This is a genomic window from Armatimonadota bacterium (assembly GCA_017993055.1).
GTDB lineage: Bacteria > Armatimonadota > UBA5829 > DTJY01 > DTJY01 > JAGONM01.
On the sequence record JAGONM010000013.1, the window covers coordinates 1 to 25,008 of the forward strand.

Consider the following 25,008-nt stretch of genomic DNA (forward strand, 5'->3'; position numbering starts at 1 on the left):
GAGGAGGGCGTTGTGCCTCAACGAACCGTACTCAGTCGCAGCCTCGACGTCCAGGCTGCGACTGAGTACGGTTCGTTGAGGCACAACGCCCTCCTCTGGAGATCATGGCTTCAGGAGTATCCCGAGACTTATACGGCGCTCACGAATGCCCAGGAACGCTGGTCCGTCAGGCTGGCCGCGGCGCAAGACGAGGACGCCGACGCTCTTTCGGCAGTTCTTCGCGATGCCGTCGCCGATCTGGAGAAGTATTACGCCAGGGCCTTCGAGGCGTTCCGAAAGGGAATACAGAACCCCAAGCCGCTGATGAAGACGAATCCCGCGAAGGAGGACTACGTCCGGGTCGCGCCGGGCGGGAAGTACTTCGTCCATTCGGATGGATCGTTCTTCACTCCCCTGGGCTACAATCACAATCCCGACTGGCCTCAGACCTACGAGTCCGCTATAGGGCGGCCCGAGTACGATCCGGCGGTCACCGATGCGTTCTTCAAGCACCTGAGCGAGTGCGGCGTGAACCTCATCCGCCTGATGCTCGAATCGCCCGCGGGAGGGTTTCTCCTCGAGGATCCGGTCGGCACGTTCAACGTGGAACAGGTGGCGTTTCTCGACAACATCGTCAACCTTGCCAGGAAACATGACATCAAGCTGATGATCACCCCGTGGGACACCTTCTGGATGGGCCATACCTGGGACCGCAATCCGTACAATTCGAAGAATGGCGGCCCCGTCGGAACGCGCGTCGAGTTCATCACCAGGCCGGAAGTCATCGAGGCGCAGAAAAGGCGGCTGAAGTTCATTATAGACCGGTGGGGCAACACGGGCACGATCTTCGCGTGGGAGATTCTGAACGAGGCGGACAAGTGGTGGGACGCTTCAGGAGAGCAGACGCAGGCATGGGCGAAGGAGATGGGCGACTACGTGCGCGAGTATGAGAAGCAGAAGTGGGGGCGCAATCACCTGATCTGCATCTCCACCGGGCATCCGATTCCGGACGGCGCGTGGGGCGAGTTGGCATACAGGCAGCCGGGCATGGACCTTGCCACTACACACCTCTACCTCGACGCAGCGATGTGGCCCGACGAGCCGATCGGCCCGGCGATTGCGGTCCGGAAGGGAGTGACCTACGCGCTGGGCCAGATCGAGGACAGCCGGCCGTACATTGACGGCGAGAACGGCCCGATCAACAGATGGATCGCGGATGGGAAGCTCGACGATGAGGTATTCCATCACATGTCGTGGGCGCATCTGGCGTCAGGCGGGGCGGGAAGCAGCCTTCGGTGGCCGTACCGCGGCCCTCACCATCTGAGCGAGGGCATGTATCAGCATCTCGGCCGGATGAGCAAGTTCGTGAAAGACGTCCCGTGGGCGAAGCTGATCGGGACCCCCTCGGAAATCAGGGTGCCGGTCCCGGAGGGATGGGTCGCCTGCTCGACGGGCACCTCGCAGGGCGCACTGGTATGGGTTGCGTCCTCGAAGCCATCGGAGATGAAGCTGTCCATCACATGGAACGGCCCCAAGACGGTGAAGTATCGCTGTTACGACACGAAGTCCGGCGAGTGGATATGCAACGGAACCGCAAGGCCGGCCGACGGGGATCTGCCGATACTGATCGGCGGAGAGCGATCGTCCGTAGCGGTGGTGCTGGAATGACCTACACCAACCCCGTCCACGACCGATACTTCGCCGACCCGTTCGTGTGGCGGCATGAGGGGACGTACTATGCCGTCGGGACCGGGCCGCGCGGTGAATCGGAGCCGAGCAGGTTCCCGCTGCTGCGGTCGGCCGACCTCTTGAACTGGGAGTCGCTCGGGCACGCGCTCGTCTCGGTGAGCCCCGACCTCGGGAACGACTACTGGGCGCCGGAGGTCGCATACTCCGGCGGGCGGTTCTATCTCTACTATTCGGTCGGTCACGGCGACAAAGGGCATCACGTCCGAGTCGCCGTGAGTGAGAAACCCGAAGGCCCATATGAGGATACCGGCACACCAGTGATCGATCCGTCAGTCTGCCCGTTCTCGATAGACGCGAGCCCGTTCCGGAACGATGACGGCGAGTGGTACCTCTTCTACGCCCGCGACTTCCTCGATACCGACGACGGATTCCGTGTGGGCACCGGGCTGGCGGTCGATCGGTTGATCGGCATGACGAAGCTCGCCGGTGAAGAGCGAGTCGTCATGCGCGCGAGGCACGACTGGCAGCGGTTCATGGCCGACCGACCGATGTACGGCGGCGTTTACGACTGGCATACTCTCGAAGGCCCGGCGGTCCTCAAGCACGATGGGCGCTACTACTGCTTCTACAGCGGCGGGTGCTGGAAGAACGATACCTACGGCGTGGACTGCGCCGTCGCCGATTCGGTCACGGGTCCGTACGTGGATCAGAATGATGGAAGCGGCGCGAGAGTGCTCCGCTCAGCGCTCGGGGTGATCGGTCCGGGACACAACTCGTTCGTCGAGGGACCCGACGGCTTAGAGATCATCGTCTACCACGCATGGAATCCGGAGATGAACGCCCGCCTCATGTGCATCGACCGGCTCATCTGGACTCCCGACGGTCCCAGAAGTGGGCTGCCGACCGCAGACGTCCCTACCTGGGGCTGATCGTCCCCAACTTCACCCTTCCACTATACTGCACGAGGACTGATCCGTCTTGCGTGCCGTGCTTCAACTCGCATACACCGGGGAAGTAGATCGGGTGGCCGGCGTCTACGATCAATGACTTGGACCAGGTCTTGCCCTCATCACGGCTGATAATGTACTTCAGCGACTGGTCCATCACGGCAGTGGCGGCGACTCCTGGCTTCTCGCGATCCTCGTCGGTCGTGAAGACGCAGAGGAGATCGCCGGTCGAGAGCTTGATCATCCACGGGGCGAGCGCATTGAAGTCAGGATTCGGCGGCTGATAGAGCAGACGGCGCTCCTCCTTCTGCCAACTCCAGGTCTTCCCGCCGTCGTCCGAGGTTACGCTCATCAGCACGCCTCGATGCGGAGGATAGGTCTGCACCGTCTCGAATGCGCACAGAAGCCTGTTCTTCGATAGTTCTACGACGGTACACATGCCGTCGCGCGAGAGATGCTCCGGATTGTGCGCCCGGCTGACGGTCACGGGGGCGATCCACTGCTTCGACTTCGGGTCCCACGTCTTCATCGTCAGCCACTGATGCCTGGGAAACCCCTCCCTGCCAGGCGTGTCCTCGTCGTCATAGTAGCACTGGATCGTGCCGTCGCTCTGCTCCAGAAGAAAAGTGGACCAGAGGCCTCGGAAATCGCCGTCACTGCGTGCGACCTCGGAGTGCGGCTTCCACGTCGCGCCGTTGTCGCTGCTGGCGGCGACCTCCAGGCGATACCTGTGCTGCCTGCCCAAGTTTCGGCGGTATGAGTAGAGGAGATCGCCGTTCCGAAGCTGGACCATGTGCCCATCGCCGATGTCGATGCCAGGCTCGTCGCTGTGGACGATATCGCTGAACTTGCTCCACGTCAGGCCGCCGTCCTGACTTCGGAAGCATGCGATCGAGACACCTCCCTCCCCGACGGGGACCGTCCTGCTGACCAGGATATCCCCGTTTCTGAGTTCGAGCGGGCACTTGAAGCCCTCGCCGGGATGGGATTCGCTGCTCCATTTGATCGTCGGGGGGAGGAAGCCGGCGATCCTTTTCCGCAGCCCCTCACGACGCTTCCGGAGATCGGGTTCGTCCATCTGCCTGAAGAGCGGCGGGGTATTCGCTGCGCTCGTAGAACGGACGACCCTTCCGAGGTAGTCGGTCCCGAAGCGTCCGAGGGAGACCGCTCCGTCGAGCCGTGCGCTCATCTTGTTGCCGATCTGATCGACCTGCGGAGTGCGGCCCGAGACGACCAGCTTTCCACCGCGCTCCATGAAGGCAGAGAGCATTCCCGCCACTCCAGGCGGGCAGTAGGCGCAGTCGGGCAGGAAGATCACGTCGTATCGCGCCCGGAGGTCAGGCCTCTGCGAAGCGAGTTCATGGAGCGTCCAGATGTCAGGGATTGCGCCGGACTCCGTGACCGCTTTATACAGACCGACGAAGTCCCTGAAGTCGTTGTCCTTCGGCCCGCTCGCCAGGGCCGTCGGCAGGATCGGCTGTATGATCGCCACCCGCGATGGCCCGTCGGCCACCGACATCCTGCCGCGCGTAAGCATCTTCTCGAGTTCTGCGAGCGGCATGCCGGTGTAGTAATCGTAGTCGGGAGTTCCCCACCAGCAATAGTAGAACACGCCGGTCGCGCCGTGACGGATCGCCTCGCGAGTGACGGCGTCCATCGCAGGGTATCCGACCGCGACGCCGGACGTGAAGTCGATCACATCGATCGCATAGACCGGCTTCCCATACTTCCGCGCCAGGTCGATCGCCGCCGTGATCCTCACCGGATCGCCGTCCGCCGAGCAGATCTGCATCCCGATCACGTCCATGTGCCTGAGCTTCGGTAGGATCACATCCAGCGCCATCCCGACGTGCTGGGTGTAGTCCCACTCCACAGGGAAGGCGAAAGCGTAGGTGAGGTAGCCGACCGTAAGTCGGGAGGGATCGGCGTGCTTGACGAGCCTGCAGAAACCCTCGATGTAGCCGCCGACGAACTCGCTGCCGAATGTGAACCAGTCATACGCCGCGGCCCGCATATTCCCCAACTCGCGCCGGTCGTCCACGCGAGGCATTTCGATGGTGAGACGCCCGCCCTCGAATATGCCCTTCGCTCGGCTGCTCTGCATCCAGTTATCGAAAAACCAGTGCTCCGGCGCATCCTTGCCCTGACTGAACTGCGGATTCGGGGCGAGGTTTCTATCGGAGCCCTCTTCCCCGAAGAAGACGTCGTCGAAGCTGACCGTGCCGTTGCCGTGGAGCTTGAGGAGGAGCCACGCCGACTTCGCCCGTTCCGGCGCTTTCACGATCAGCTCCAACTGCCTCTGGGATGCCGTGCCCTTCAGCCGGTCGCTGTTTGAGGTCCAGATCGGCGTTCCGTTGTCGCCCTGACGCCATGCTATCTGGAGGAAGGCACCCTCACCGCGCACGTTCATTGCCCGGATCTTCGCTCGGAAGACGTACTCCTTACCGGGCTCGATCGGGACATCGGTGTGGATGCTCCACGAAAGATCGTTGGCGACGTCCTCGGCGGGCTCGAACGGTGAGAGGTGGTCCGCCGCTCCCAAGTCGGAGCCGGTCAGCTTTGGAGGATTGACCGCGTCGAAGCTGCTGTAGGTGCTCTTCCAAGTCGAGTTCAGTCTCGCGATGGATCCGTACTTCGCCGCGAGCCACTCTCTGAACGCGGCAATCTCCGCGGGGTTGAAGCGGAACCCCGATTCGTACCACCATTCGGCGCCCGGCTGATATCCTATCACGACGCCGGTCGTGTCGCGTTGTTTCACATGTTCGATCACGGCGCGGACGAACTTCTCGTGCCAGATCCTGAAGATGCCGGAAGTCATTGAAGGCGTTGCGTGAGGCCGCCCGATGAAATCCAACTGCATCTCGCCGGCTGAGCGGCACTGCTCCGTCAGCCAGGCCGGCGAGTAGACCGGATTCGCCTCCATGAGCAGGATGATCTTCAGCTTGTTGTTCTCCGCAAACTCGATCTGCCGGTCTATGCTGCTGAAGTCATACTCACCTTCCTTCGACTCGATGCCGGAGACCGCGCGGAAGATGACCGCGTTGGAGCCGGACCTGGACACGTCGTCCATCCCCTTGTCTATCCAGGGAAAGTGGTTCACGAAGCCGATCAGCGGCTCATCCGCATGCGACGCGGAGATCGCGCATGCCAGTATAGCAAGCATCGGGAGTATCAGCATCTTCATCATCTACCTGCCGTTCAATGATATGAAAACCCGCGCGCCTCCACGAAGGTCTTCGATGGACGCGTCGACGATGATCTCGGTCGCGCCGTCCGCAAGTTCGTACTTCTCGGTCGAAGGGTTGTAGAACACCGGGAGGGCATTCCTCGCCAGATCGAGCCGATAGATGCCGGGGGATATCTCCTTGAGGCCTAGCCACGCGAAGAGGCCCGGCACGAGACGAAGGCGAACCTGAGCCTTCTCGACGGGACGACCGTCGGCATCCCATGCCCGCACCTCGACGCGGAGTCCTTCGACCGACGACCTGAGCGCCAGGGAATGGGTGATGCTTCGTGAGAGAGCACAGGCCTTGGACCAGCGGCCGCCTCCCAGGTGCTCGCGCGCTCGGTCGAGGACCGCGCCAAAGCGCTTCGTGTCCGCACCGAGTCGCGTCCACAGAGCGATGGCGGACTCGGCCCGTTCCACCTCGTATTTCGCGCGTTCGGCGCCGAGCGGCGGTTCGATGGAGAACAGGGCGGTCCCAAGCGGCTCGATGGTGATGCCACCGAGGAGCGGCTCGCCGGTGAGGAGGTCTCTGGCTCGTCCGTCCCGTCCGACGGGTCCGAGATTGTCTGACGAGAGCTGGACGCTTCTGCGCTCGTCCGTGCGGTTGATCAGCACCACCTGAACGTTGGTCCCGTCGGTGAGCAGGAGCGGCTCAATGCCCTCGGCGTGCACACCTTCTTCGATCACAGTCACGGGGCGCAGACCCTCGCCGACGACGGCCTCGACGGCATCCAGATCCAGCGGCTCTACCTTGACGGGCCATGTGTTCGCGCCGGAGGTCGTCTGCGTCTGATGGATCACGGACACCGGCGGACCTCCGGAATCCCGGGGCAGGATGATCTTCCCGCCAGCGCGGGTGTATTCACCCAGGCGCCGACACGCTTCCTCGGAGAGAAGCGAATTGTCCGTGCTGAGGAGGAAAGGGGTCACCTTGGCAAGCTGCGCGTCTATTTCAGCGTCGGTCAGAAGCACAACCGACCAGCCGCGCTTGATCGCCTCGTCGTAGAGCAGCGTCCATCGGTCCTGCCACCTGGAGCGCCAGGCCGCGTCGGAAATGAAGATCCCCACGCGAGGCTGGAGTCGCGAGCACCCGTCGAGATGCGGCGCGGCGCGTCGAAGTTCGTCGAAGACGCGCCTCGCCTCCGACTCGGCAGGCGTGCCGGCGATGCCCCATTCGCCGTCGGGAAGGTCGCCGCGCCAGTGCACGAGCCCGATGTGCCACACCCCGAGACCGAGGGCCTCGTAGACTGCCCGACGAAGAGCCGGCGGGGTGAATGTTCGTCCCCCACCCTTAGCTGCCGGGTCGAGCTGCTTGTTGGCCAGGCGGGGCGCGACTACCGGCAGGCCGAAACTCGTCTGCTGATCGAGGGTCATGCGGATGATGCGCTCGGCGTCGTCGTCAATCGAGATCGGCCCGGCCTCGAAGCCGTCCGAGACGCCAGCGAGGTCGCCGAGCGGGTACCCGAGTTTCGATCGGAAGTCGAAGGCGAATGGGTTGCCGTGCGTCGGGACCATCGCCGGGCGAGTCGGATCGAGCGAGTGGATTTGAGGAGTGTAGCCCGCATAGCGGTCAACGACGACCGAATCCCGGAACTCCCTCCAGTCAGTCCGTCCGGTACGCATTCTCCAAGCGGTGAAGTGCCTCGTCACCGCAGGACTGTGATCGCCTTCCGGGAGGCCGAAGTAGTCGGGCCAGGACTGCTCACCGCCGATGACCCAGTAGCGGACCCAGCGCTTCCGGCCCAGCAGCCCGATCATGTATGTCATCTGCTCCTTCGCGAGCCGGGCGAGCAACGGGTCCAGCATCGCCGGGACCCGGTTTGCGCCCACAAGGATGTTCCTGCCCGCCCGATCTTTCATCCGCGCTTCCTGGCGAAGCCTCCAGAACCAGTCGGGATAGCGTACAAAGAAGGGGTTGTTGTGCTCGCCCAACCCGACTCCCGCGCCTGCCAACGCATCGAGTCCGGCATCAACAACGGGGGAGGGAGACACACGAACTCCATGAGGGGTGTCTTCAGCCTGCTCGACCTGCATCATGAGGTGCATGGACGAAGCATTGGCGCCGGTGCGCTCCATCTGCTCGCGAATCGAGTCCGGACCCGTCCATAGCCAGAATCCGTACATCTCCGCCGGTCTTGGGACAAGGTCCTGATAGGCCGGGTGGAGCATTCGCGGGAGCAAGCGTCCGCACGGGTCTCCGGAAGCGCCCGCCGCCTGCGAGATCATCAGAATCAGCACCGCAGTCATAGGTCTCATGTTCCTCAACACTGGGGACTATCGCCTCTGGTATGTCATTAGACGCCGACTATGGTCGAAACCTTCCGAAGGGTGCTCAGCGCCAACATGCACCCGCATTGCGAGGCGACTGTCAACCGGTTCGAGGAAGGAAGTTGACGCAGTCACCAAGTCAGTATAGACTTAGTATATGCAGCCATTAGATAAGCCAACTGTTTCCCGCGAGCACGCGGCGGAGTAGTGCCCGAACTGCCGGACACCTTGCCAATCGCTAGTACCAATATACTGGAACTATATGAATCGGAAAGGCACAATCAACGATGAGAACCACTGAGATCGTATTCGGACTGGCGCTGGTGATGCTACCCTGCGCGATGTCATTCGCGGCCGACCTGCCGTCTGACCGCCCGCTGACCCTGACCGACTGCATCCGCCACGCGCTGTCGAACCACAACAACGTGCTGGCGGCAGAAAGAGACGCCGAGTCAAGCAGAGCAGCCACAAGGCAGGCGAGATCCGGCTACCTACCGAGACTCGGAGTGTCCTCAGGGTACGCCCAATCCGGATACGAGGGCGGGCAGACCGGCTCCACCCAGATCCGCACCGGCACTTTCACCAACGACCGAACGATCCTGAGCGTTACGGAGACGCTCTACGACGGAGGGTTGACCCGGATGGCGATTCGGCAGGCAGCGGCATCCGAGAGAAGCTCGATCGCAAACCTCGAGCTGGCCAGACAGCAACGGGTCCTGATAGTGACCGAAGCGTACTTCGACGCCCTGCTCACGAGCCGGCTGGCGGACATCGCAGCCCAGACCGTGGACGAAGCGGAGAAGCAGCTGGAAATGATCCGAGCGAAGATAGATGCAGGAGATGCCGCCCGCGTAGACATCTACCCGGTGGAGGTTCAGCTTGCCAACGCGAAGCTCGACAGGATACGGGCGGACAACGACGTCCGAGTCGCCGCCAATAGCTTGAGAAACGCCGTCGGCCTTGGAAGAGGCCCCGCCCTCACAATCGCGGACGTGAGCGACCCTCGACCCGATATCCCGACTCTCGACGCCAGCCTGGCGCGCGCTATGACCGATCGCCCTGAGGCGGCCGGCGCGCTGGCCCAGGTTGAATCAGCAAAGGCCGGACTCTCATACGCCAGATCCCAGACTTACCCGGTTCCCACCGCGAGCGCGTCATACGATTACGGGCTGATCGGCGAGCTTGACAACCGCTGGTCCGTCGGCGTCGCCTTGAACCTGAACATCTGGGACGGCGGCGCGGCCCAGGCCGAAGTTGACGGCAGCAGGGCCAGGCTGGACTCGGTCTCCATGAAGTCCGAGCAGTTGCTCAGGGACATATCCGCCGAAGTCGAGGAGGCGCATCTCAACGTCACGACCGCGTTCGAGCGGCTGAAGGCCGGCGCGGCAAGCGTCGAACTGGCGCGGACGAACCTCGAGGTCGCCAAGGAGAAGTACATGCAGGAGATGGCAATCCCGCTGGAAATAACCTCCGCTCAGACGGCGTACGCGGACGCGCGGGCACAGCATGCGCGGGCGCTCTACGACTGCTACGTCGCGCAGGCCCGGCTCGACAGGGCTGTCGGCAAGAGAGGATACTGATCAGAGAGTGGAGACCGGCGGGCGCCGAAGCACGGGAGAGACCAAGGCGTCCGCGATGCTGCCTGCCGGGACAGCGGAATCACCATCTCAGAGCAGCTTGGTGACGCGAAAAAGCCCATCCGGATTCGGACGGGCTTTTTCGCGACTATGGGGCGAGTAATGGGACTTGAACCCACGGCCTCCAGGGCCACAACCTGGCGCTCTAACCAACTGAGCTACACCCGCCATGAAGAAGTAGCGAGTACCCGGGAACACGGGGTACAGAGAATGGCACCCCCGGCAGGAATCGAACCTGCGACCCACTGCTTAGAAGGCAGTTGCTCTATCCCCTGAGCTACGAGGGCAGAATGGAGCGGGAGACGAGGTTCGAACTCGCGACATCCAGCTTGGAAGGCTAGCGCTCTACCAACTGAGCTACTCCCGCATTTCGCCGCACAACACCCCTGCATCAGGCACACGATATTATACCCGTGCCACGCGTAGCTGTCAATACGCCGAAAGCCGGCTGCGGGTTCCGGTGGACGTCACATTTTCCCCGGCCAGAAGTCGTAGGTCGGAAAGCCGAACACGACGCCGACGATCGTCCAGAGGCTGCCCACGGTGACCTCGCCCAGAATCAGGCCGAAGAAGAAGGGCAACGCCTTACGGTACTGCCGAAGCCCTCCAAACTTGAGCGTCAGGAACTTCGCGGTGCTCCCGATGAAGATGGGCATCCAGAGTTGTGATATCCCCCAACTCGGAGCGATCGCGTATGCCAAGGGATGGAGCGGGAACCAGAAGAACCTCAGCCGGAGCCACGCCAGCATGGACGAAATGGCGAACCCGACTCCGACGAAGATCAGCGACGTCGGGCTCGTGGGCGTCGGCTGCTTGATCCACCCCGCGAGCCGGCTCCAAGCCTCGTTTCCGAACTGCAGGGCCCACATCTCCATATTCGCCGTCGCTCCGCCGTTGCGATAGTAGGTGTGCAGGAGATTCCAGAACCCGAGGGGCAACGCAAAGACCCCGGCGATGAGGACCGCGGCGAACATCTGCCTCGCAGGATTGCCCGCGCGCTCCGAGAGCTTGAACGCCTCCAACTGGTGCGGCGACGGATGGCTGGCATAGGTGCGGTTGAACCAGTGGAAGAGCGAGAAACCGACCAGGTTCTGCACGCCGACGCCATCCGAGCCGACCGCAGTGGTGATCGGATAGGCGGGACTCATCTGGTGCATATCATGCGTCGGGAAGCCGAGTTCCGCGCGGATACGGCTTATGATGATCGCGAACATGAGGTACAGCAGGAAGAACACGCAGATAACAGGCAGCGTCATGCCCATGCGATGGGCGAACACCCCGAGGAAGAGCAACCCGCCGATCAGCCCTAATACCGCAGACCGGTAACTGATCGCCTCTCTCGACTCGTCCTCCTCATCTGTGCCGAGAAAGGCCGTCCGGAAGACGCGCTTGAGGTACCGCCGACTCGACCACATACTCATCACAAAGAAACCGAGATACGCGCCGTAGGACTGCGAGATCAGGAACGGATATGTGCGATCGAAGCTCCCGCCCACGACGTTCAGCTCGTACAGGCCGAACTGCCTGGTGGCGACGTACTCCATCTTGACCACCCAGTAGAATACCCAGCACGAGAACGAGAGTTCGAGGGGCATCATGAAGGCGATGGCGATCGCCCAGAAGTAGAAGCCGACTATGATCGCGCCCATGGCATTCCACGGCGGATTGACGACGTACTGGCCGATGTCCTGCCTCACGATGCGTATGTACGGTACGGCAGGATAGAGATAGTGCATACCGGCGAGAAACGTCAGGAAGCCCGCGATGGCGAACCCCATCCACATGGTACGGTTACGAAACAGCGCGCCCGACTCCTCGGTCATCTCGAGAGGGAGCATGATGATCGGAAACGTGAGCCGCTCGGACTCGACCCAGTGCTTGCGAAGGATGCTGTTGATGCACAGCATGGTGAACAGCAGCACTGCCGCGAAGGCGGACCACGACAGCACCGGCACTATCCACGGAACGTAGTTGACAGGAGTGTAGAGCGTCGAGTGCCCGTAGTAGAAGTTCTTCAGGCTCTCCGCATCGCTCACGGTGAGCCATCTTGGCACCCTGTCGAGAAACAACTCGCCCCACCTGTTCTCCGGCGACTGGAAGAAGAACGCGTAGCCCATCAACGAGACCAGAATCTGCATCATGTTGTGAGAGCAGGCCGCGCTGGTGATGGAGAGCATCACGTAGACGGTAAGCAGTTCGACGCGGCTCAACGCCAGCCGCGGACGCGCCCTGCGCACGAGGAAGTTCGACGCGGTGACTATCAGCAGCGTGAAGATACAGTTGTAGAACGGCGCGGCATAGGTGGCGAAAGAGTACCTGACGACCTCGATCTGCACGAGCCAGTAGTCGTTGACGAACGCGAGAATCAGCGACAGGATGACCGCACGAGGCGTGACCCGGCCGGCGGATTCGGCGGGCTCAGGCGGCGAATGCTCGCTGGTTGTGGAGGTTTCCGGAGTTTCCATGGGCGGTATATATCATAGGGAAATCCGCGGGGATTGTAAACCTCGAGTTTCGCTCGTTCATCCGCAGGACGGGCGCCGGTGCGCGGCGAATGGTGAGGATGACACTAGTGCGAGAGAAGCGATAGAGGAGGAGACGATATGCCGACCATCAAGGAAATCGCGCAAGGGAGCACGCTGAACCAAGCGGAGCTGCTCGTGAAGGATGCCTCGTACATACCCGAGGAGAAGCTCTGCTTCTGCCCTATGGGGTGTGCAAAGACCGCCAAGGACATCCTGGCGGAAGTGGCCGCCACCAATGCGTCACTCGCGGCCGCGCTTATCGGCGAGACGCCCGATCCCGCCTTCGCGGAACAGGTCAAACGGGCCGACACCCGGAACGAACTCAGCGTGCTGGTGCTCGAGAGCGCGCGTATCGTCGTCGCGGCCGTTGACAAGATCCGCGAGGACGACCTCGACAAGGACGCAACGATGCCCTGGGGAGGTGTCTTCCCGCTCTGGCAGGCGATTCTCCTGCCGGTGAGCCACATGACCTACCACGATGGGCAGCTCAACTACATACAGACCTTGCTCGGAGACTCGGCCTTCCATTGGATGGAGTGAGTATGCTGTCGAGGGCCGTTCGTGTCAAGCCGGGTCCGGGCTCGATACGCTCCCTTGTGTGACGTCAGCCGGGTTCGGTTGTCGCGCAGCACCCGGCGGTTTCGCACATTCCGCCAGGCCGGCGGCATGATCAGAGGCCGGCTGACTATGCCGGAGTTCATCTCATCAGCCGACCGGTATTGACAGAAGAGCCTTGTTGTGCGAATATGTGACAAATCTGTAACATCGGACGGGGGATGGCTATGGCGAGAATGGAGCACATCAAGGATCAGCTGGCAAAGGGCACGTGGTTGACATACAGGCCGGAGATCAAGATACTGGACTGCACGGTCCGGGACGGTGGGCTGATCAACGACCACGGCTTCGAGGACGGGTTCGTGAAGGCTGTCTACGATACCTGCGTCGAGGCCGGGATTGACGCGATGGAGATCGGCTATAAGGCCGACAGAAAGATCTTCGCGGCCGGCGATCACGGCGACTGGAAGTTCTGCGACGAGGACTGCATCCGTCGGATCGTTGGCGACAACCCGACCGACCTGCAGATCGCGGTGATGGCCGACGCCGAGCGAACCGACTACCGCAACGATATCCTGCCCAAGTCGGAGAGCGTGATAGACATCATCCGCGTCGCGACGTACATCCACCAGATTCCAACGGCGCTGGAGATGATAAAGGACGCGCATGACAAGGGCTACCATGTGACCTGCAACCTGATGGCGATATCGGCGATCCAGGAGCGCGAACTCGGGGAGGCGCTCGAAATCCTGGCAAACCAGCCGCTGTGCGCGATCTACATCGTGGACAGTTTCGGATCGTACTACTCGGAGCAGATCAGGGACCTAACGCTTCAGTTCCTGGCGGCGGTCGAGGGCAAGGGCATCGAGATCGGCATCCACGCGCACAACAACCAGATGCTCGCCTATGCGAACACCCTGGAGGCGCTGATCGTCGGGGCGAACCGGCTCGACGCGACGATCAACGGGATGGGCCGAGGCGCTGGTAACTGCCCGCTCGAACTGCTGATCGGGTTCCTCAAGAACCCGAAGTTCCAGCTTCGGCCGGTGCTGAAATGCATCCAGGACGTATTCCTGCCGCTCGAGCAGAAGGGCGAAATGGAGTGGGGCTACAAGATCCCCTACATGATCACCGGCCAGATGAATATGCATCCCCGCGCGGCGATCAAGATGCGTTCAGGCGAGAACCCTCACGACTACGTGGGGTTCTACGACCAGATGATCGACGTGGAGTAGGAAGGGTCGCGGGGATAGCAGCCGTGAAACGTTATCCGGGCTCGATGTATGCAAGAAGGCCGCTGAGAACCAGACGTCTCAGCGGCCTCTCTTCCATTGCGATAAGTCCGGATGCGCGAGGTCACGTTCTGCGGCGGAAAGACGCAAGGAGCGGCAGCAGCCCCGCGGCAAGAGCGACTATCGGCGCCGGCTCGGGGATAGGAACCTCGTTGAGGTTCTGGCCGCTCTCACTCATGCCCGCGGATACGTTTCGCGCCACCCAAGCCTGGTCCCAGGAGCCGTAGCCCTCAGGGAATGTGAGCGCACTCACCTCGTTCAGCCAGGTATTCGCGAGCGCGACGGACGAACTCCAGTAGCTCAGGCTTCCCCCGAATATGAAGAAGCTCCCCTTGCCCGCGCTCACGTTGAGCGTCCCGGTAGTCTCGTTGATCAGTTCCCAGATCGCCAACTGCATCGCGGAGCCCTTCACACTGTCCAAGACCGAGGACGGCCCGTACTTGTCTATCAGATAGACCTTTCGACTCCAGGCGAGTTGAGTGACGGGCGCGATGTTCGGGTTGGGCAGTTCACCCTTGGCGTCACGGTACCAGTCGGGGTCGACGATGGGTCGCTCGTCAACGCAGTACATCCAGGCTTCTCGTTTCGGGGCCGCGTTTTGCTGAAACACAGCCGGAACATTGCCGGTGTAGACGCCGGTGAAGTCGTACATGCGCATGTAGAACGGCATCGCGACCATGCTCTTGGTAAGGGTGTCGTTCCACCTGATGTCGAACCAGGACCATCCGGTCTCGTCGTCGTTGAGCCTCTCCATCCAGAAGTTCTCGCCGGGATCCCTGACGGACGGAGCAGGGACCGCGAAAGCGGAACAAGCGATCGCAATGCCTACCATCACCAGTAGCGAAGTGCGCAGACTATTCATCATCGTATCTCCTGCGGGATAGCGGGCTTGTCAGCTTCGGATTGCCGCTGATCCAAGCGTACATCCCGGTGGCGGGCAGCACATGGCAGACCACGCCGCCCATCCACGTGAGTAGACAAGGAAGCATGCCCGATGTCAACCGAATCGGAGGCAAACCGACCGGAAACCCGAGAAGTCCTCGGCAAACCGGCAAATCTACCAGGTGACAACACGTAACGTGCCGCGTCCACGGGGGCAGGGATGGAGCACAGGCGGGTGCGCATGCACCGTCGGCGAGCCGTCACACAGATGATATACTGCAAGAATCGTGCCAAAGTAGCCGATTGCTAGAATGTTTGCCCCATGTTTTTCGGGCATGGGTGCGGGCGGAGGGAGAGGCGACGAAAGGGCCTCCGGTCATCTCTGACCGGAGGCCCTTCTGTTCGTAGCAGGAATACGCAGAGTGGCTACTTTCTGCGCAGAGTGATCTCCGGGATTGCCGGCGGGGCGTCGGCCTCGTGTCTCTGTCCGGAATCGCCGGCGTCGCCTACGGTCCCCTCCTCATTGTCGTCGCCCGTTCCGCCATCGTGGTCCCCGATGTCGATGTCAACCTCGCCGGTCTCGTCGTCTATTCGGATGGTCCCATTCTCGCCTTCCGACTCGCCCTCATACTCGAACTCAACCTCGATGTTTCCTTCTTCATCAGTTGTGCCATGGATCGTGCAGATGACCGTGCCGTCCTCCGACTGCACCTCGCCCTCGACATCCGAGCCGGAGATGATCAGCATGCACTTCGCCGCATCCGGCCGGGTGGGATCATTGATAGTCCCTACCCACTCCCCTTGAAGCCGCTGCGTCGGGCTCGGGGCCTCCCCGGTTCCACCCCCGCACCCCGCGACGGCGATGCCTGCGGCGATCAGCAGCGCCGCCAAGAACATGTATCGAAATCTCATGACAACCTTTCCCGGTCCCAGCGCGGACCTGCTTCTATTGTGCTCCGATGCGTCCAATCTGTCAATCGGCAATCCGAAACGCTGTGAATACGAAACCAGGCTACTGCCTGCGACGCCTGAGCGCAAAGAGCGGCATGAGTCCGCCGGCCAGCACGACGAGTGATGACGGCTCGGGGACAGCGGCGACGCGAAACCCGAGGTCCATTTGTTCCAGGGAGGGATAGAGCCAGCCTCGACTCTCTGCTCGGATATAGGGGAGGAAGGATCTGTACGAACCGCCACGCACACCGCGGGAAGCGGTTGTCTTGGTGAAGAATGGGATGGCTTCGTTCCACTCGGAGACGTTTCCGCTCTGGTCAAATGTGCCATAGGCACTCTCGGAGTTCTCGAACTCACCCACGTTCGTTCGCCAGTAGGGCCCGCCGAGAGTGTAATGGTTCATATAGCAGTTAGCGTTGTTTCCGCCATCGGGGTTTGTGAGATCGTTACTGGGCACTGTGGCGACGTCGCTCTGCATGGGATAGTCCCAGTATCCCGCGTCAGCCCCGTTGCTCTTGTAGTAAGCAGACTTGTAGTACTCGTCCTCGCTGGGGATAGCCCATTTCCACCCCGTGTTTCTTCCGATGTTGCGCCCGTCCAGCCCCGTGTAGCCGTCCAGATTGTATGCGCCGCGTTCTGTGGTAGAGGCATCCTGAAACCCGATCGGTTGGCCGTTGTGTAGCCAATTAGCGAATCGACAGGAGTCCCAGTAGCTTACGAAGTTGACAGGCCTGTTCGCCCAGTCGGAGGCCACACTGTAGCCGTAGCCGCCGGAAGAGCCACCTCGCTGGATCTTACAACCCTCAGAGCTGTCCCACATTTGGGAGTTGTACAGCCCGTACGTATCGGTCGCGGCCACGGCATTGAGAAAGGCAGTATACTGCCCGGCGGTAGTCTCATACGTGCCGATTTTGTAGGTATACCCGACAGAGCCAAACCCCGGGGTAGCATAGCGCGTGTCCGGCGCATTACCAACATCGCCTACGGCAACAGTGTCAATCGTTATAGCTGCTTGCGCGACGGCACATAAGCACAGCGCAATCACTGCCAGAAGAGCAGGCACTCTTCCCATTCTTTCCCCTCCCTTGCACGGCCCACGATTGGGATCGAGCGTTCTAGTGACGCCTTGAACTACCGTCTAGCACAGTATACCCCCCAGGGCACTTTGTCAACACACTATTTCCTGCACTGAACGAGGCGGCGTCGAGAAACTGGTATTCCTACCAGGTGACAGTGCGCCGTTCCATCCGTCGGAGCGGCGAGGTTTGACGGATGTGGTGGCAAAGTGATACGATTCTGACGGTTTGGCAGGAGATATGGGACCCATGGTGGATGCAACGTGAGGTTGAGCATATTTTGAGCAAGACGGTCCTGCTCTCAGGCAACGAGGCGATCGCACGGGGAGCATACGAAGCGGGCGTGAGGATCGCCGCGGCGTACCCCGGCACCCCGAGCACTGAGATACTCGAAAACATCACCCGTTACGAGACGATATACGCTGAGTGGGCACCGAATGAGAAGGTCGCCCTCGAGGTGGCTCTCGGAGCTGCGTTCGGCGGGGCAAGAGCGCTCTGCACGATGAAGCACGTCGGCGTGAACGTCGCGGCCGACCCGCTCCTGACCGCCGCGTACACCGGCATCAACAAGGGGCTCGTGCTCGTGAGTGCGGACGACCCCGGCATGCACAGTTCCCAGAACGAGCAGGACAACCGCCACTACGCCCGGTTCGCCAAGATTCCGATGCTCGAACCGTCCGACAGCGAAGAGTGCCGGGAGTTCACGATCCGCGCTTTCGAGATCAGCGAGGAGTTCGACACCCCGGTCCTGCTACGCACGACCACCCGTGTGAACCACGGAAAGTCGCCGGTCGCACTCGGGGAGCCAACCGAGCTGGTCTTCGGCACTTTCGAGCGAGACCCTCAGAAGTATGTGATGATCCCCGCCTACGGGATGAAGCGGCATGCTGTCGTGGAGGAGCGGCTGATCCGCCTTCGCGAGTCGTCCAACAACACGAATCTGAACCGCGTCGAATGGGGAGACACCTCGGTCGGGGTGATCACCTCCGGGATCGCCTACCAGTACGTGAAGGAGGCCGTTCCGAACGCGTCGGTCCTGAAGCTCGGGATGAGCTATCCCCTGCCCGACCGTCTCATCAGCGCGTTTGCTTCTAAGATCGAGAAGCTCTACGTCGTCGAGGAACTCGACCCGTTCGTCGAAGAACAGGTTCGAGCGATGGGTATCGAGGTCGTCGGCAAAGAGCGGTTTCCTATCGTCGGAGAGCTGAACCCGAAGATCGTCGCTGCCGGATTTGGCCCGGTCGCCGGGGAGGAAGTCCATCTCCCCCCTCAACAGGCAGGCGAAGTACCCGGACGCCCGCCGGTGCTCTGTCCCGGATGCCCTCACCGAGGCTTCTTCCAGGTGCTGAAGAAGCTGAAGGCGATCGTCACCGGCGACATCGGATGCTACACGCTCAGCGTCCTCCCGCCGCTCGAAGTCATGGACACGTGCGTCTGCATGGGCGCGTCCATCGGGACCGCGCTCGGCATGAAGCGCGCTCAACCGCCGAACGACAAGCGCCCGGTGGTGGCGGTCATCGGCGACTCGACGTTCGTCCACTCGGGGATCACGGGCCTGATTGACGCCGTCTACAACGGCACCGCCGCGACAATATGCATCCTAGACAACTCGATCACCGCGATGACCGGCGGGCAGGACCACCCGGCGACGGGACGCACGCTCATGGGGCAGCCGGCTCCGAAGCTCGAACTCTATGCGCTGGCGAAGGCGATCGGCGTCGAGGACGTGCTCGCGGTTGACCCCTGCGACCTGCCGGAACTCGAGAAGGCGCTCGCGTACGCGATCGGCACGGATAAGCCGTCGGTGGTCATCACCAACCGGCCGTGCGTCCTGCAGGATCGGACTCCGAAGCCGCCGAAGCCGTCGGTCGCTCTCGACGAGTGCACCGCGTGCGGGATGTGTTTCCGAATCGGATGTCCCGCGATCGAGTCGGTGAAGGGCGATGACGGGAAGCTGAGGGCCCGGATCAACCACGATCTGTGCATGAGCTGTGTCGTGTGCATGCAGGTCTGCCGCTTCGGTGCCATACGGAGAGAGCAGGAATGAGCGAGCGAACGACGAATATCAGACTGGTCGGAGTCGGCGGACAGGGCATACTCGTGGCCAGCGAGGCTCTATGCGATTCGCTGCTGGCGAGCGGGCTCCATGTGAAGAAGAGCGAGGTTCACGGCATGGCGCAGCGCGGCGGCACGGTGAACTCGGACGTGCGATTCGGAAAGAAGGTCTACTCGCCGATCATCCCGAACGGAGAGGTGGACATCCTGCTGGCGTTCGAGCAGATGGAAGCGCTCAGGTATCTGCCTTCGCTCAAGTCAGGCGGCGTCGTCATATTCAATACCCAGAGGATACTTCCGGCGGCGGTCGCATCCGGCAGGCTGGAATACCCGGATGGCATCGAGCGCAAGCTCTCGGACCGCGCGGGCGAAGTAGTGCCGCTCGACGCGCTGGAACTCGCGAAGGATGCCGGCTCAGCACGAAGCGCGAACATCTGTCTGCTGGGAGCGCTCTCAAGGTTCCTTGACGTTGAGCAGACGGTCTGGAAGAACGTACTGACTGAACGGTTCAGGCAAAAGGGGCTGGATGCGAACCTGAGGGCGTTTGCGTTGGGGCGTGGCGTGGGACTTGTCTGACGTGTCCGACCGATCAGACCAGAATGAATGGGAGCGGTATTCATGATTTGGAATAGAGAAGCCGAATGCATGCCGATCGAGGAACGGCGAACGCTCCAGGGCGAGTGCCTGCGGGAGACCGTGCGCCGGTGCTACGAGAACGTCGCGGTCTACCGCCGCAAGTTCGACATCGCCGGCATCAAACCGGATGACGTCAACTCGATAGACGACCTGCGACACCTGCCGTTCACTACGAGAGATGACCTGCGCGACAACTACCCGTTCGGCATGTTCGCCGTTCCCATGGAAGACGTCGTCCGCGTCCACTCCTCATCCGGCACGACCGGCAAGCCCAAGGTGGTCGGGTACACGCGCCGCGACATCGGGACGTGGGCGGAGTTGATGGCGCGCACGATCGGATGCGGCGGTGCGGGCAAGAACGACATTATCCAGGTCGCCTACGGATACGGCCTCTTCACCGGAGGCCTGGGAGTCCACTACGGCGCGGAACTGGTCGGCGCAGCCGTCATCCCTATCTCAGGGGGCAACACAAAGCGCCAGATCATGATAATGCAGGACTTCGGCAGCACGATGCTGGCCTGCACGCCGTCGTACGCCCTTCACATCGCCGACACCGCGAAGGACATGGACCTCGACATCCGCGACTTTTCGCTCAAGTACGGCATCTTCGGCGCAGAGCCGTGGACCGTCCAGATGCGCAGGGAGATCGAGGCCAAGATGGGAGTCCGCGCGACCGACATCTACGGCCTGAGCGAAGTCATCGGCCCGGGCGTCGCGAGCGAGTGCGAAGTCCAAGACGGCCTGCATGTCTTCGACGACCATTTTGTCCCGGAGATCATAGACCCGCTGACCGATGAAGTCCTCCCGCCGGGAACGCCCGGCGAACTTGTGTTCACTTCACTCACCAAGGAAGCATTCCCGATCATCCGCTACCGGACAAGGGACCTATCCGTCATCAACGAGAAACCGTGCGCGTGCGGGAGAACACACTTCCGCATGGGACGGATCACCGGCAGGACCGACGATATGCTGATCATCCGCGGAGTGAACGTGTTCCCGAGCCAGATAGAGAGTGTGCTGCTCGAGATAGAAGGCACTGAGCCGCACTATCTGATCGTCGTGCACCGCAAGGACAACCTCGACTGCCTGGAGGTCTGGGTCGAGGTGAACGAGAGATTCTTCTCCGATGAGATCAAGGTGCTCGAAGCGCTCGAGAAGAAGATCGAGCATGAGATACACAGCGTCGTCGGGGTAACGGCCGACGTGAAGCTGGTCGAGCCCAAGACCATCGAACGTAGCGAGGGCAAGGCCAAGCGCGTGGTTGACAACCGTCCAAGAGACTAGCCAAAGGAGGAGAGCAGGGTGGGAGTAGCAGTAATCGTTCTGTACGTTCTGGCCATACTGTGCCTCGGAGTCTGGGCCATGAGGAAGACGAAGAGCCTGGGCGACTTCTTCCTCGGAGGCAGAAGCATCGGACCGTGGATGTCGGCGTTCGCCTACGGGACGACGTACTTCTCGGCAGTCGTCTTCATCGGATACGCCGGGAAGCTCGGATGGGGATTCGGCCTGCACACGATGTGGATCGTCGCGGGGAACATACTCGTCGGAAGCCTTCTCGCATGGATGGTCCTCGGCAGGCGCACAAGAGAGATGACCTCCCGGCTCGACGCAATGACTATGCCCGCGTTCCTTGCCGAGCGATACAGAAGCCCGATGCTGAAGATACTGGCCGCACTGCTGATCTTCATCTTCCTGGTCCCTTACTCCGCTTCGGTCTACATGGGTCTCAGCTACCTTTTCGAGAGCGCTCTGGGCATGGACTACGTGCAGGCAATCGTTCTCCTTGCCGTACTGACGGGCGTGTATCTGATAATGGGCGGATACTTCGCGGTCACGCTGACCGACTTCCTGATGGGCCTGGTGATGATTTCGGGCGTCGGGGTGATGATGTACATCCTGCTCGGCAAGGCGGGCGGCATCGGAAACGCGGTCAGCCTGCTCGCGAACTGGGAGGTCTGCTCGCCCGCGTTGAAGCCTCTTCCGCCGAATGCGCCTCCGGGGACTATCCCCGGCTGGGTGACACTGGCATCACTCGTTGTCCTGACGAGCCTCGGCCCTTGGGGCCTCCCGCAGATGGTGCAGAAGTTCTACTCCATAAAGAACTCGGACCAGGTCAAGCGGGCGATGATCGTCGCGACCCTCTTTGCGGTCGTGATCACGTTCGGCGCCTATTTTACCGGGGCGATGACTCACCTGAACCTGCCTAACGACTCGCGCATTACGGCGGCGCCGATCTCTGAGGGGCTATACACCTCGCCGAAGGAACTGCCGGTGAAGATGGCGGGCGACAAACCGGTCATCCTGCCGAACGGGAAGCCGGACATTGACTGGGACCGCTGGATGCCGATCTTCCTGATGAACAAACTGCCGGCGTGGATGCTCATCATCATCGCGCTGCTGGTGTTCTCAGCGTCCATGAGCACACTCTCGTCGCTGGTACTTGTATCGAGTTCGGCGGTGGCGATGGACCTCTACGCCGGCACCGTGAACCCGAAGGCTGAACGCAGAACCGTACTGCTGATGATGAGGGTACTGTGCGGGTTGTTCGTAGCGCTCTCACTCTACATCGCGCTCATGAAGCCGGATATCATCATAAACCTGATGGTGATATCGTGGGGCGTGCTGGCGGGATCGTTCGCCGCTCCCTATCTGTACGGTCTATTCTGGCGCAGGGCGACCACCGCCGGCGCGGTCGCGGGATTCTTCGCCGGAGTCGCGATTGCCGTCACCCTCTATGTCAAGCTCGGACAGCCGGGGATACCCCTTGGCGGAGCGATCGCCATCCTCGCGCCGTTCATTGTAGTGCCGATCGTGAGCGCGGTCACGAGACCGATGGACGAGGCTCACCTTGCCAAGTGCTTCGGCGATGGAACGGCTCGGCCGGGGGCCGAATCCGCAGGAGAATGATATGAAGGTCAAGCAGCTCTCTATCTTCCTCGAGAACCAGTCCGGCCGGCTAGCCGAGGTGTCGGAAGCGATAGGCGCGGAAGGTGTCAACATCCGGGCCCTCTCGCTCGCGGACACATCGGGTTTCGGGATACTCCGCCTGATCGTAGACGACATCGCCAAAGCCCATGCCGTGCTGAAGTCCGGTGGGTTTACGGTTCGCGAGACCGATGTCATCGCGATCGAGATCCCCGACAGGCCTGGTGGTCTCGGAAGCGTGCTCAAGATCTTCGCCGATGCGAAGATCAACATCGAGTATATGTACGCCTACGTGCAGAAGTCCGCCGAGAACGCGGTCGTGATCTTCCGGATCGACAACGTGGACGAGGGGATCAGGACTCTGGAGGCGAAGGGCGTCAAGATGCTTTCGGCGAAGCAGGTCTACGGCCTCTAGGAGGAATGTTTGCCCGCCGCGCATAATCGGGTAAACACAGCCCGTGCGATTCAGCGAATGATGGCCAATGGAGCAAGCGGATGAAGGTAGAACAGATATCCGTCTTCCTTGAGAACAAGTCCGGCCGCCTGGGTGACGTCACCCGCACACTCGCCGGGAACGAGGTCAACATTCGCGCTCTGTCCATCGCGGACACTGCGGACTACGGTCTCCTGCGCCTGATAGTAGATCACCCGGAACGCGCCACCGAGGTGCTGACCGGCGAGGGCTTCACAGTCACGGCGACGGAGGTGCTGGCGATCGAGGTGCCGGACCGCCCGGGCGGACTCGCCGGCATAATAGAGATCCTCGCGTCGAAGGGCCTGAACATAGACTACATGTATGCGTTCGTCGGATCGTCCGGCGAGAACGCGATCGTTGTATTTCGAACCGAACCGGTTGACAAAGCAATAGAGGCTCTGAAGGAAGGCGGAGCCAGGATACTTACAGGCGACGAACTCCACGCGCTCTAGGGGGAGACGGCTCCCTCTTGGCATACGCGCCGAAAGCGGCGCGCAACGGGCGAAACTTCCGCGCCCGTGTAAGGACATCGGTCGCATGACCGCCGGCCTAGTCGGAAGTGTCCACGAGTGACACCGGGCCTGCGTCAGCGGCTAATTCCAACTATGGAGGTCGAAATGCAAGGAAGGATTCGCCTTGCGGCAACGCTCATCGTGTGTCTGGCCATTCTCATCGCGGCCGGATGCGCGAAGCAGACAGGCAACGCGCCCTACAAGGTAGGCGTGGTGCTGGACATCACCGGGCCGGCGTCTCCCCTGGGGACTCCCGAGCGGGACACGGTCAAGATGATCGCCGACCAGATCACCGCGGAAGGCGGGATAAAGGGTCATCCCGTCGAGTTCATCATCGAGGACAACGCCAGCGAAGAGACCAAGTGCGTGATGGCGGTCAAGAAGCTGATCGAGTCCGACAAGGTGTGCGCGATCATCGGCCCGAGCACGACCGGCACGACACTCGCCGTCGCCGGGATGTGCGAGAAGGCGCAGATACCGTTGATCTCCTGCGCGGCGGGCATCAAGATCACGGACCCGGTGAAACCGTTCGTATTCAAGACGGCCCAGGCTGACGTCCACGCCGCGGCCAAGGTGCTTGACTACCTGAAGGCTAAGGGAATCAAGACCGTAGCGTTCATCAACGATTCCAACGCATTCGGGGCCAGCGGCCTCGAGCAGACGGAGAAGCAGGCCGCAGGAGCCGGCGTCACCATCATCGCCAAGGAGCAGTTCGGCGGCAAGGACACCGACATGACGGCCCAGCTGACCCGCATCAACGCGAAGAAGCCCGACGCCGTCATCTGCTGGGGCACGAACCCCGGACCGGCGATTGTCGCCAAGAACATGAAACAGCTCGGGATGAAGATGCCGCTGGTCAACAGCCACGGCATCGCGAACAAGAAGTTCATCGAGCTTGCCGGTGATGCGGCGAACGGCGTGGTATTCCCCGCCGGCCGACTGATAGTCGCCGACAGCATACCCGACTCCGACCCTCAGAAGGCTACACTGCTGACGTACGCCTCTCAGTTCGAGAAAGCTTACGGAAAGAGCGCCGACACGTTCGGCGGGCACGCGTGGGACGCGGTCCACCTCGTCGTGAAGGCTCTCGAGAGCGTGGGGGACGATCCGGCGAAGATCCGCGACGAGATCGAGAACACCACCAACTTCGTAGGCATCAGCGGCGTCTTCAACTTCTCGGCCAAAGATCACAACGGCCTGACGAAGGATTCGTTCGTCATGGTCGAGATCAAGGACGGGAAGTGGACGCTGATGAAGTAGGCAAGAACGTGCCGGGGGACATGCCCGGCGAAAGCTGGATGCCGTGTCGGTGCGAGTGGGAACTTCCCCTCTACCCGCACGCCGATTCTTGCATCCGGCATCAGCCGGGCATGTCCTC

General features: G+C 61.6%; 18 protein-coding genes and 3 tRNA genes. 12 read left to right on the top strand and 9 right to left on the bottom strand.

The window, feature by feature from the left end; translation table 11 throughout:
• Positions 1-1,647: cellulase family glycosylhydrolase (locus tag KBC96_06815; GenBank protein ID MBP6964101.1), on the top strand; the 1,647-nt coding region annotated here is incomplete at its 5' end.
• Positions 1,644-2,597, top strand: a complete 954-nt coding sequence (locus tag KBC96_06820; GenBank protein MBP6964102.1) for a glycoside hydrolase family 43 protein — start codon at positions 1,644-1,646, stop codon at positions 2,595-2,597. The genes KBC96_06815 and KBC96_06820, both read left to right, overlap by 4 nt.
• On the opposite strand, the gene KBC96_06825 is transcribed toward KBC96_06820, so the two are convergent.
• Positions 2,584-5,802: a beta-galactosidase gene (locus KBC96_06825; protein MBP6964103.1), complete on the bottom strand. Its 3,219-nt coding sequence runs from the start codon at positions 5,800-5,802 to the stop codon at positions 2,584-2,586. The genes KBC96_06820 and KBC96_06825 overlap by 14 nt on opposite strands.
• Positions 5,803-8,097, bottom strand: a complete 2,295-nt coding sequence (locus KBC96_06830; protein ID MBP6964104.1) for a hypothetical protein — start codon at positions 8,095-8,097, stop codon at positions 5,803-5,805.
• Positions 8,098-8,396: 299 nt separating this feature from the next.
• On the opposite strand from KBC96_06830, the gene KBC96_06835 reads away from it, so the two are divergent.
• Positions 8,397-9,689: a TolC family protein gene (locus tag KBC96_06835; GenBank protein ID MBP6964105.1), complete on the top strand. Its 1,293-nt coding sequence runs from the start codon at positions 8,397-8,399 to the stop codon at positions 9,687-9,689.
• A 148-nt stretch (positions 9,690-9,837) separates the two neighbouring features.
• Here KBC96_06835 and KBC96_06840 read toward each other — a convergent pair.
• The 4 genes from KBC96_06840 to KBC96_06855 form a co-directional block, all read right to left on the bottom strand.
• Positions 9,838-9,914: transfer RNA gene (locus tag KBC96_06840), tRNA-His, on the bottom strand.
• 43 nt (positions 9,915-9,957) lie between these two features.
• Positions 9,958-10,033: transfer RNA gene (locus KBC96_06845), tRNA-Arg, on the bottom strand.
• 4 nt (positions 10,034-10,037) lie between these two features.
• Positions 10,038-10,113: transfer RNA gene (locus tag KBC96_06850), tRNA-Gly, on the bottom strand.
• A gap of 100 nt (positions 10,114-10,213) precedes the next feature.
• Complete coding sequence (locus KBC96_06855) at positions 10,214-12,211, bottom strand: hypothetical protein (protein MBP6964106.1); 1,998 nt, start codon at positions 12,209-12,211, stop codon at positions 10,214-10,216.
• Between the two features lie 138 nt (positions 12,212-12,349).
• Here KBC96_06855 and KBC96_06860 point away from each other — a divergent pair, with 138 nt between their 5' ends.
• Together KBC96_06860 and KBC96_06865 are read left to right on the top strand one after the other, a co-directional pair.
• Positions 12,350-12,811, top strand: coding sequence for a DUF1572 family protein (locus tag KBC96_06860; GenBank protein MBP6964107.1), 462 nt, complete (start codon positions 12,350-12,352; stop codon positions 12,809-12,811).
• A 251-nt stretch (positions 12,812-13,062) separates the two neighbouring features.
• Positions 13,063-14,061 (top strand): aldolase catalytic domain-containing protein, encoded by a 999-nt coding sequence (locus tag KBC96_06865; GenBank protein MBP6964108.1) that lies wholly within the window; start codon positions 13,063-13,065, stop codon positions 14,059-14,061.
• 121 nt (positions 14,062-14,182) lie between these two features.
• Here the strand turns inward: KBC96_06865 and KBC96_06870 are convergent, their stop codons facing one another.
• The 3 genes from KBC96_06870 to KBC96_06880 all read right to left on the bottom strand — a co-directional run bounded on the left by KBC96_06870 (position 14,183) and on the right by KBC96_06880 (position 17,023).
• On the bottom strand, positions 14,183-14,983 hold the full coding sequence (locus KBC96_06870) for a hypothetical protein (protein ID MBP6964109.1): 801 nt from the start codon (positions 14,981-14,983) through the stop codon (positions 14,183-14,185).
• 443 nt (positions 14,984-15,426) lie between these two features.
• Complete coding sequence (locus tag KBC96_06875) at positions 15,427-15,912, bottom strand: hypothetical protein (protein ID MBP6964110.1); 486 nt, start codon at positions 15,910-15,912, stop codon at positions 15,427-15,429.
• 100 nt (positions 15,913-16,012) lie between these two features.
• The gene (locus KBC96_06880) at positions 16,013-17,023 is read right to left on the bottom strand and encodes an SUMF1/EgtB/PvdO family nonheme iron enzyme (protein MBP6964111.1); all 1,011 of its coding nucleotides are present in this window, start codon (positions 17,021-17,023) and stop codon (positions 16,013-16,015) included.
• Between the two features lie 260 nt (positions 17,024-17,283).
• Between KBC96_06880 and iorA the strand changes: the two genes are divergently transcribed.
• The 7 genes from iorA (at position 17,284) to KBC96_06915 (ending at position 24,890) form a co-directional block, all read left to right on the top strand.
• Positions 17,284-19,074, top strand: a complete 1,791-nt coding sequence (gene iorA / locus KBC96_06885) for an indolepyruvate ferredoxin oxidoreductase subunit alpha (protein MBP6964112.1) — start codon at positions 17,284-17,286, stop codon at positions 19,072-19,074.
• Entirely contained in the window at positions 19,071-19,658 is a 588-nt protein-coding gene (locus tag KBC96_06890) for an indolepyruvate oxidoreductase subunit beta (protein ID MBP6964113.1), read from the top strand. Before iorA ends, KBC96_06890 begins: the two co-directional genes overlap by 4 nt.
• Before the next feature lie 42 nt (positions 19,659-19,700).
• Positions 19,701-21,002, top strand: coding sequence for a phenylacetate--CoA ligase (locus KBC96_06895; GenBank protein MBP6964114.1), 1,302 nt, complete (start codon positions 19,701-19,703; stop codon positions 21,000-21,002).
• 18 nt (positions 21,003-21,020) lie between these two features.
• On the top strand, positions 21,021-22,625 hold the full coding sequence (locus tag KBC96_06900; protein MBP6964115.1) for a sodium:solute symporter family protein: 1,605 nt from the start codon (positions 21,021-21,023) through the stop codon (positions 22,623-22,625).
• A 1-nt stretch (position 22,626) separates the two neighbouring features.
• Positions 22,627-23,058 carry an ACT domain-containing protein gene (locus KBC96_06905; protein MBP6964116.1) on the top strand — a complete coding sequence of 144 codons (432 nt, stop codon included), beginning with the start codon at positions 22,627-22,629 and terminating at the stop codon, positions 23,056-23,058.
• An 80-nt stretch (positions 23,059-23,138) separates the two neighbouring features.
• On the top strand, positions 23,139-23,570 hold the full coding sequence (locus tag KBC96_06910; GenBank protein MBP6964117.1) for an ACT domain-containing protein: 432 nt from the start codon (positions 23,139-23,141) through the stop codon (positions 23,568-23,570).
• A gap of 165 nt (positions 23,571-23,735) precedes the next feature.
• A complete protein-coding gene (locus tag KBC96_06915) occupies positions 23,736-24,890 on the top strand; it encodes an ABC transporter substrate-binding protein (GenBank protein ID MBP6964118.1) in 1,155 nt (384 codons plus the stop codon).
• Positions 24,891-25,008 lie beyond the last annotated feature (118 nt).